Below are 9,223 nucleotides of genomic sequence, written 5' to 3'. Positions count from 1 at the left end.
GTCAGCAATGCCTCCCATATACCTCCAGCGAGAATGGCAGGATTTATTTTCATGCCAGAGGCTTCGAGCTTTTGAAAAGCGGTTATCATTCCCAAAACCGTACCAAGTAAGCCAAGTAAAGGACTAAGATGAGCAATCGCAGCAAGTGCCCGCAAAAAAGTTTCGATATCTTGAACCGCCCTAGAACAAACGCGTTCGATTTTAGACTGAATATCCTTAGCCGATAGATTTGACTTTCTAAATTCGCTAATCGCAATAGCCATGACCTTTGCTATTGGCGAACGCTGTTGCTCCAAACGAGCCATCGCCATCCTAATGTCGTCTGCCTGAAGGGCATCTAATACTTCGTAAACGAAGTCGGATTTGCCAATTTCACGCCTGTAAAACTGAAATAACTTAAGTAATACAATAGCTACGGATACAATTGAGAACGCCAGCAACACAAACATTACCGGCCCCCCCTTGTAAAACAACTGAATTAGCGTCATGACATTCCTCTCAAATAGCCTTGTAATTGACAACCTAGCACCTCTTCTGGATACTGTTAGCAAATTTAGCAAGAATTATATACTAAGTATGGGAAAAAGGATTGAATTTTTTATCAGTGCAATTTTGCTGCTAATCGTATCCTCTACTGGCGTCTCGCTCGCTAGTGATGAAGCTAAAAAATTTGAGATAGTTTCTACGACTAGCATGATTGCGGATGTTGCTAGAAACATTGTCGGCGAGAAAGGTATGGTTAAAGCACTTATGGGAACAGGGATAGATCCACACCTATATAAGCCCACAAGGTCGGACATGTTAACGCTTATTAACGGCAATGTAATATTTTATAACGGCTTATTTCTCGAAGGGAAGATGCAATCGGCACTTGAACGCATGAAGGCGGCGCAAAAAAAAGTGTTTGCGGTAGGGGAATTAATTGACAAAGAATTACTTCACCAACCACCAGAGTTTGCGGGCCACTTCGATCCTCATATTTGGATGGATCCAAGTATTTGGATACGCGTCGTAGATGTCGTTGGCGAGGAGCTGTCCAACTTCGATCCTGATTCACGCGAATATTATGCGGCGAATGTTGAGGCATACAAATCTGAGATGCGAGCCCTAGACGAATACGCAAAGAGGGTTTTAGGGACTGTACCAACTAATGGGCGCATTATAATTACGGCTCACGATGCGTTTCACTATTTTGGCAAGCGTTATGGATTTAAAGTGCTAGGTATTCAGGGTATTAGTACTGAGTCGGAAGCAGGTGTGCGCGACATTGAGAAGATAATAGATTTGATTGTGACGCGAAAAATTAAGGCCGTATTTGTAGAGACTACGGTAGCTGATAGAAATGTGAGAGCCCTAGTAGAGGGCTCTCGTATGCGTGGACATGAAGTGCTCATTGGTGGAGCCTTGTTTTCTGATGCCATGGGGAAAAGCGGAACCTACGAGGGAACATATATTGGCATGATAGATAGCAATGTAACGACCATTGCACGTGCGCTCGGTGGGGATGCACCAGCACGAGGTATGCATGGTAAGCTAGAGCTCGTAGTAGGGCGATAAATATGTCGATTTTTGGAATAGCTAGTAAGAGGGAACGCATAGGAGATAAAGATATCGCTCGGCTTCCAGAGCATAGCGCATCTAGTCCACTTTCCGTGCATTCAATGACGGTTGCCTATAATCAAAGGCCAGTTCTTTGGGATGTAGAGTATGATGCTCCGAGCAATGCCCTGATTGCAGTTGTCGGTCCCAATGGCGCAGGGAAATCGACCTTTATAAAGGCCTGCTTGCAATTGGTGCCCAAAGTGTCTGGTGCAGTTTCGTTTTGGGGTGAGGACTATCGCAAGGTAAGAAAAAAGGTTGGCTATGTTCCACAGCGCGAGACGGTGGATTGGGATTTTCCGGTCTCGGTTTTGGACGTAGTCTGCATGGGTCGTTATGGACATATTGGCTGGTGTAAGCCAGTTACCCGCAAGCACAAGGAGATTGCATTACAGCATCTCGATTCTGTAGGCATGATAGATTTTGCAAATCGGCAAATTACTCAATTATCTGGCGGACAGCAGCAGAGGGTTTTTTTAGCACGTGCTCTTGCGCAAGAGGCTACGCTGTACTTTATGGATGAGCCGTTTGCTGGAGTAGATGCAACTACGGAAAAGGCGATTGTTGAGATATTGCGCAATCTTAGAGACAATAACTGCACTGTCATATGTGTTCACCACGATTTGCCGACCGTAAAGGATTACTTCGATCATGTGTTGCTTATGAACACTCATGTGATTGCAAATGGTCCAACCGCTGATGTCTTTACCCCGGAGAATTTACAAAAAACATATGGTGGAAGGTTGACTCTATTAGATGAAGCGGCACAAGCATTGTCGCTTGGCAGAAAGGAGCGCTAGTTCTGAATTCCCATGATGCAGTCAATTTCAGATGTGTCATTAGAAATGCCCTCGCTAGAAGTGGTATTAGAAGTGCTAACTTTACGAAGTGGAATAAATACTGCAATAGTTGTGTTGGGAACGTGCTGTTTAGGTATAGCTAGCGGTATTATTGGCACTTTTGCGCTTCTTAGAAAGCGTTCGATGATGGGCGATGCGCTGGCGCATGCAACATTACCCGGACTGGCGATAGCTTTTATCTTGTCGACTGTTTGGTTGGGAATGGAGGGGAAAAGTTTGCCCGTGCTTTTGGCAGGCGCTATCGTGAGCGCAATTGTCGCCGTTATAGTTGTTCAGTTGTTAGTAAAATATACTCGCTTGAAGGAAGACACTGCGATTGGAGCGGTGCTCAGTGTTTTTTTTGGTTGTGGCGTTGTTTTGATGAGTGCCATTCAGTATCTCGAGACTGGGAGCGAGGGGGGCTTGCATCACTTCATTTACGGACAAACTGCGGCTATGAGTATAAGCGATGCTTGCTTAATCGCTGTTGTAGCCGTTGTGATAGCGTTAATCACGGCATCTTTTCTTAAGGAGTTTAGATTGATTTGTTTTGATGCTGACTATGCTACGGTACAGGGATGGCCGGTGTCGTCTCTCGATTTGCTAATGATGGCGCTGGTGATGTTGGTTGTTGTCGTTGGGCTTAGTTCGGTTGGCATGTTGTTAGTTATTGCCTTGCTAATTATTCCAGCAAGCGCCGCGCGTTTTTGGACGGAGCGGCTAAACATGATGATAATAATAAGTGCGCTTATCGGTGGGCTAAGCTGTTACTTGGGAGCTTCTGCTTCTGCTCTTTTCCCCCGCATGCCAGCAGGGGCAATTATAGTCCTAACTAGCGGATGTTTTTTCGCGGTTAGTTTCGGTTTGGCTCCGAAGAGAGGGGTCTTGGCTAGTTTGGTTGGGCTAGTTCGAGAGCAAAAGCGCGTTTCTGAAGATCACTTATTGCGCAGAATGTTTGAGTTTTTGGAGAGCGAAGGTGTGGTGGTGGATGCGTACAAGCCCATTCCCCTTAAGCATCTAAGGATATATAGGAGTTCATCTTCGGTTCTTCGCTGGATTGTTCCAACAATGCTTTCATTGCGAGGATTGGTGATTTTTGATTGGAAGACCATTGCCTTTACGCCTAAAGGTTTGCAGATGGCAAAGAAGCTCACTATTAATCATAGGCTTTGGGAGGAGTATCTGATTAGCTATGCACACTTGTCGAGCGCAAGAGTAGACTGGTCAGCAGATATTGTCGAGCACATAATGTCAGACGAATTAGTTGCAAGGCTAAAAAATGCTTTAAGGCAAAAGGGTGTGCTCCTCGCGGATGCTGAAGATCTGACCAGCGTTCATCCCTTAAAGTGTCTGTCGTAAAACTAGCGTTTTCCGATTAAAGGTGGGCTAAGCCGTTTCCAAAAAGTAACTAAAAAATGAATCAGGATCTTTACACTTTAATTTCGCTAGATTTGCCAGGATTGCTTACTGCAATTTTTGCAGCGATGAGTTGTGGGTTGCTAGGGAATTTTTTGGTTTTGCGGAAAATGAGTTTGATGGGTGACTCCATTTCCCATTCTGTTTTGCCCGGCATTGTAATTGCCTTTCTCCTCACGGGTTCGAGAAGCTTTGTTGTGGTGTTTATAGGTGCAGCGGTAGCAGGGCTTGTAAGTGTAGTTTTGGTAGAGCTAATCCAAAAACTTGGTCGCCTGGAGTCTGGTGCAGCTATGGGGGTAGTGTTTACAGTTTTTTTTGCGTTGGGGGTGCTCCTAATTGAGCAGGCAGCGGCGCGTTCGGTGGATTTAGATGCAGAGTGTCTCTTGCATGGGCAGCTAGAGCGAATATTTTGGTTCCCTCCGCAGGATTGGCTTAAGCTGTTTAGCTGGGAAACGCTTAAAATTCTACCTTATGAGTTACTAGTTAGTAGCGCCATTTTTTTGCTCGTTGCAGTGTTTGTTTGCATTTTCTTTAAGGAGCTAAAGCTTAGTTCTTTTGATCCAAATTTATTCGATGCTTTGGGTTTTAAATCAAATTTGATGCACTATCTGTTGATGACGTTGGTTGCGGCATCGGTCGTTTCGTCTTTTGAGGTAGTAGGCTCCATATTGGTCATAGCCATGATTATTTGCCCGGCTGCCATAGCGCGCCTGTTGACCGATCGGCTAACGGTTCAAATATTTCTTAGCGTTTCAATTGCTGCAAGTAGCAGCATTATTGGCTATGTGCTCGCCGCCTTTTCGCCTTTTTGGGTTGGCTGGGAACATTCTCTCAATGCGGCTGGTATGATGGCAGTTACACTGGGAGCAATGTTAGGCATGGCAGTTGTTGGTGCGCCTACTTATGGCCTTTTTGCTAGTGGATTGCGTCGTTTTAGGATATCCGTTCAGGTAATTCGCGAGGACATGCTTGGAATTCTCTATCGCTTGGAAGAGTTGGAAACGGGTTCGTGCGGCAATGTGGGAACCAAAGAACTATTGAGTGCCTTTGGTGACGGATTAACGGCTCGATTGGCGCTTAGAAAAGCAATTGATGAAAAGCAGCTTCTTCGCCAAGGCGATGATGTGAGATTGAGCAATGCTGGCAGAGCTGATGCTAGAGTGTTGGTTAGGACCCATAGGTTATGGGAGTCATTCATGGTGGAGAAGATGGGCGTTCGTCCCGATCATGTGCATCAGACCGCTACGGAACTAGAGCACGTAACTTCCAAAGCCATGGCTAGAGAGCTTGCAAAGGATCAGACGCATAGTAGTCGAGACCCACATAATCGGCCCATACCAGAGGTGGATGACGAGTAAAGTTCTCGTTCGGCCTAGATCTATAGCAGTTAATAAAAGGATTTTTGTAACCGCTATAATTGCCTCAAATTAGAGGTTGTAGAGGTAACGCAGTAATATTATTTGACGATGGTATTTTTTAGGCCTAAATAGTATCTATATTGTTACTTTTTAGGCCTAAAAAATACCATGAGACGCTTTTTATGTGAAGATTTAAGGGAATGGAAGAATTCCTCCAGGCGAAAACCGCTTATTCTTCGGGGTGCTCGCCAGGTGGGAAAAACTTATCTCCTTAAAGAATTCTGCAAGTCCAATTTTAAGCAGGTTTATTACTGCAATTTTGAAGAGCAACCGCAGTTTGCCAAAGTTTTTCATGGTTCACTGTCTCCTAGTACTCTGTTGCAGGACATTGGATTGCTTCTCGGCAAAAAAATCGAAGTTAATAATGCTATTCTAGTTTTCGATGAAATTCAAAGCTGTCCTCAAGCACTTACGAGCCTAAAATATTTTAGTGAGAACTTGCCTGAACTCCCCGTATGTTCTGCGGGATCATTGTTGGGCCTTGAACTAAACCATGCCTCGTTTCCTGTGGGAAAAGTCGATTTTCTTGAGCTATATCCGCTTTCTTTTGGCGAGTTTCTTTGTGCCACCCGAAACGAGTTGCTACATGAGGCGCTGCTGTCATTTGTGCAGAATAACAATCTCTCGCAAATAGCACACGACAAGCTTTGGGAGCAATTTAAACGATATCTTATAGTTGGAGGTATGCCTGAAGCGGTAAAGTGTTATGCTGAGAAATTAGATTCTCCCGTAGATGCTTTTAGTGCGGCAAAAAAGGCACATGATAGTCTGCTTCTCTCCTATGAGGCTGATATAGCAAAACATTCGGGAGAAAATAATTCCATGCATATTCAGCGGCTTTTTCGCAATGTTCCCGAGCAACTCGCTAAGGATGTTGACGGCGCTGCTTCCAAATTTGTTTTCAAAGAAGCAATAGGCGGAATTCGCGGATATGAGCGATTAAGTGGAGTAATCGATTGGCTAGAAACTGCTGGCTTGATTATTCGAGTCCCAATTGTTCACAAGGCCGCTCTTCCTTTTAGCGCCTTTGCTAAGGAGAATAATTTTAAACTTTTCTTGTTCGATGTAGGTCTTTTGACATCGCTAAGCGGGCTTACGCCAAAAGTAGTCATGGACTATTCATTTGGATCTTATAAGGGATACTTGGCAGAAAATGCCGTAGCCTCACTTCTCCTCACTTCAAAACAGCACAGGCTCTACTCTTGGAAGGAAAAAAACTCCGAGCTAGAGTTTTTGCTTTCGGTTGATGGCGAAATTGTTCCTATCGAAGTTAAGTCTGGAAGGAATGTTCGTGCGCGCAGCTTGTCGGTATTCATGGGAAAATATGCTCCAAAATGCAGTGTCGTTCTTAGTTCAAAACCGCCAATTTCAAACAAACAACCCTCGCATCTCCCACTTTATTGCGCCGAATTCTTGGCAGAGATTTTAAAAAAAATGATTAACTGAGAAACGCGACAAGCCTTGCCGTGAAATTTTTTTTGAGCTTCAGGCTTTATAGCGGGCTTCACAGCCGAAGGTTACTCTAAGGCCCAATCGATAAATGAAAGTACTTCTATGCCGCTTGTATCTAGACTTTCCATTCTTAGCGGATCCAAGGATATTGGATCCTCGCTTATGAGAAGCAAGCGACGCGATTTGATTTCCTCCTTGGCCTTTAACAGAGCTCTAACTTCTCGCCCGACTGTATCATAACTGCTAGGCTGGGAGCATACTTGTATACTAATCTCAATATTATTTCCCTGCTTTACGACGAAATCGACTTCATATCCCTCAGCGGATTTCCAATAATAGACTTGATACCCTCGCCTTCGAAGCTCCAAGAAAACCAAATGTTCTAGGAGCGCACCACGGTCTTCTGAAAATTGGAAGCCACAGTGGCGAGCTAAGGCTGGATCTACTGAGTAAAATTTGGCCAAACTTCTCTGTTGCCTTCTAAGAGAGTAAGCATATTGCCTAATCTCAAAGGCAAGAAACGTCTCTTCAAAATAGTGAAAATAGTTTACAACTGTTTCGCGCTCTCTTATGCCTAAATCTTTAGCAACTTTGCTCTTGTTAGTGAGATTGGCATTTTGCGTCATAATGGTATTGCCCAGTTCGAGTAGTAGTTTTTCGTTTCTTACGTTTTTTCGCAAGGCAATATCATTTAAAATAATATCCCGAAAATATTGCGATAGTAGGGACAAGTCTTCTTCCAAATAGACTTTAGGAAAACCACCAAACTTTTTATACTTTTCCAGCAAGCGCCTGAGCGCGAGATTATGTTCGGTCGTCGCTTTGGATAGCGGTTCTAGCGCTTGCGTTTCAAATTGAACTATCTCCTTAAAAGAAAATGGCATTAAGTTAATAACGACATGTCGACCTGTAAGGTGAGTTGCTAGCTCGGAGCTAAGCATCTTTGCGTTAGAGCCTGTTACAAAAACCTTGTGATTCTCCAGTTGAGCAAAATGCACAGCCCATCTCTCCCAAGCTGAAATATTTTGAATTTCATCAAAACATATAAGAACTCCTTTAGGACGAGATGCTAGTAGTTCTTGCCATCCAAGATAAAGAGACTCAAAATCGCTACTTAGAAAACCCGCCAGACGCGGATCGTCAAAATTGCAATAAAGCACGGAGCGATCTTTTAAAGATTCACTGGCAACTAACTTGAGCAAAGAAGACTTGCCACATCGCCTAACACCAGTAACTACGCTAATCTCGTTGCTGCGTAGATGGTATTGCAAATCCACATCTCTCGGATGCAAATTTACCAAAGCCTTTCCTAGGATAAGCTGCTGATCTGCTATGATATTTTGAAGTGTGTTCTTTAGCATTTTATTATTTACCGGTTATTAACCCATAAATAATAGATCTATTTACCGGTTGTCAACCCATAAATACGCCACTTGCGCATTGAACCCTGAAAAGCTTTGGAAACAGTATTGGATGCGATCGTCTCTAATGTTTTGTGCCCGCCGTGGCCTCACATTAGAGATGAGAAAGTAAATAAAGGTGGCTCTTCGTGTTTTTGTGTGGGTAAAAAGCGCCGTAAATGGGAGTTGGAGGCGATAGTTGGAGCAGCAATCTTCCCGCCAGGGGCAAGTAGGCTATGCATTATGTTAGCGTTTATACCATTTACAAAAAGGATTTTTGTAAATGATATAAACAGCAAGTGCCTAAGCACTTGCGAACAAACAACAAATGCCGTTTCCGGATATTGCGCCTAAACCATGCGAGAGCGAAGAGAGTATGTCGACTGGGCTCTAACGCCGTGAATGCAAATATAAGTTCACGTCTAGCTTTCTAGCTAATTTAAGCATTGTGACGTCGCGCGTGTACAGCAAGATGTTAGCTGCTAGCGATTGCAAGACGATAAGATAATCGATTAAGCCGAAACTAAGCCCGCCCCGCCGAGCTAGCGGTAATAACTCTTCGGCTACTTTAAACAACTGCTCGTCCCCCTCCAAACGAATAAATCCGTCCAAAAATGACGCTAACTTCGCTCGTTCTATTTCCCTAACCCCTTGTAATAACTCTAGCCGAACGAGAGGAGAAAGGATTACTCTATCCTCTCTTACGAGCGTGCGTAAAGCTCCATTAAGAGGGGAAATCTCGCGAAGAAAATCGACAAATACGCAAGTATCGACCAACACTAAGCTTGGCATATATGAATTAACGACTCGTTCTTTTCCTAGATTTTGCCACGTCAAAGTTAAGATGTAAGTTGCCCTCCAGAGTGAGAAATAGCTGTCGCTTTTCCCTTCTGATTAGCTCCTTCAAGCCCTCGATTATTGCAGCAGTTTGATTAAGACCGGATAACTCCGAAGCCTCTTTTAAGATATCAGTGGGTATATTAGTGGCAATTTTGCGTTTATCTTTGCTCATATGGATTTCCTATCACCATTTTTCCATATGGTCAATAATGGGCTTTTAATTCAATTTTCGCTGAAGTATCCAAAAAACACAGAGGTT

9 protein-coding genes are annotated in these 9,223 nt (G+C 43.9%); 5 read left to right on the top strand and 4 right to left on the bottom strand.

Going from position 1 to position 9,223, the window contains the following annotated elements; translation table 11 throughout:
- Nucleotides 1-488, bottom strand: a 488-nt coding sequence (locus tag IT291_02320; protein ID MCC6220055.1) for a MotA/TolQ/ExbB proton channel family protein, incomplete at its 3' end; no start/stop codon positions are given.
- Between the two features lie 88 nt (nucleotides 489-576).
- On the opposite strand from IT291_02320, the gene IT291_02315 reads away from it, so the two are divergent.
- The 5 genes from IT291_02315 (at nucleotide 577) to IT291_02295 (ending at nucleotide 6,718) form a co-directional block, all read left to right on the top strand.
- A complete protein-coding gene (locus IT291_02315) occupies nucleotides 577-1,557 on the top strand; it encodes a zinc ABC transporter substrate-binding protein (GenBank protein ID MCC6220054.1) in 981 nt (326 codons plus the stop codon).
- Between the two features lie 2 nt (nucleotides 1,558-1,559).
- On the top strand, nucleotides 1,560-2,399 hold the full coding sequence (locus IT291_02310) for an ABC transporter ATP-binding protein (protein ID MCC6220053.1): 840 nt from the start codon (nucleotides 1,560-1,562) through the stop codon (nucleotides 2,397-2,399).
- Nucleotides 2,400-2,411: 12 nt separating this feature from the next.
- A complete protein-coding gene (locus IT291_02305; GenBank protein ID MCC6220052.1) occupies nucleotides 2,412-3,797 on the top strand; it encodes a metal ABC transporter permease in 1,386 nt (461 codons plus the stop codon).
- 56 nt (nucleotides 3,798-3,853) lie between these two features.
- The gene (locus IT291_02300) at nucleotides 3,854-5,212 is read left to right on the top strand and encodes a metal ABC transporter permease (protein MCC6220051.1); all 1,359 of its coding nucleotides are present in this window, start codon (nucleotides 3,854-3,856) and stop codon (nucleotides 5,210-5,212) included.
- Nucleotides 5,213-5,380: 168 nt separating this feature from the next.
- Nucleotides 5,381-6,718, top strand: a complete 1,338-nt coding sequence (locus IT291_02295) for an ATP-binding protein (GenBank protein MCC6220050.1) — start codon at nucleotides 5,381-5,383, stop codon at nucleotides 6,716-6,718.
- 71 nt (nucleotides 6,719-6,789) lie between these two features.
- On the opposite strand, the gene IT291_02290 is transcribed toward IT291_02295, so the two are convergent.
- From IT291_02290 to IT291_02280, 3 genes are all read right to left on the bottom strand, one after another.
- The gene (locus IT291_02290; GenBank protein MCC6220049.1) at nucleotides 6,790-8,085 is read right to left on the bottom strand and encodes an ATP-binding protein; all 1,296 of its coding nucleotides are present in this window, start codon (nucleotides 8,083-8,085) and stop codon (nucleotides 6,790-6,792) included.
- Nucleotides 8,086-8,514: 429 nt separating this feature from the next.
- Nucleotides 8,515-8,916, bottom strand: coding sequence for a PIN domain-containing protein (locus tag IT291_02285; protein MCC6220048.1), 402 nt, complete (start codon nucleotides 8,914-8,916; stop codon nucleotides 8,515-8,517).
- Nucleotides 8,917-8,923: 7 nt separating this feature from the next.
- Nucleotides 8,924-9,136: a hypothetical protein gene (locus IT291_02280; protein MCC6220047.1), complete on the bottom strand. Its 213-nt coding sequence runs from the start codon at nucleotides 9,134-9,136 to the stop codon at nucleotides 8,924-8,926.
- Nucleotides 9,137-9,223 lie beyond the last annotated feature (87 nt).

It is taken from the genome of Deltaproteobacteria bacterium, assembly GCA_020845775.1.
Taxonomy (GTDB): Bacteria; Bdellovibrionota_C; UBA2361; order SZUA-149; family JADLFC01; genus JADLFC01.
This window is presented reverse-complemented; position numbering and strand designations above follow the sequence as displayed.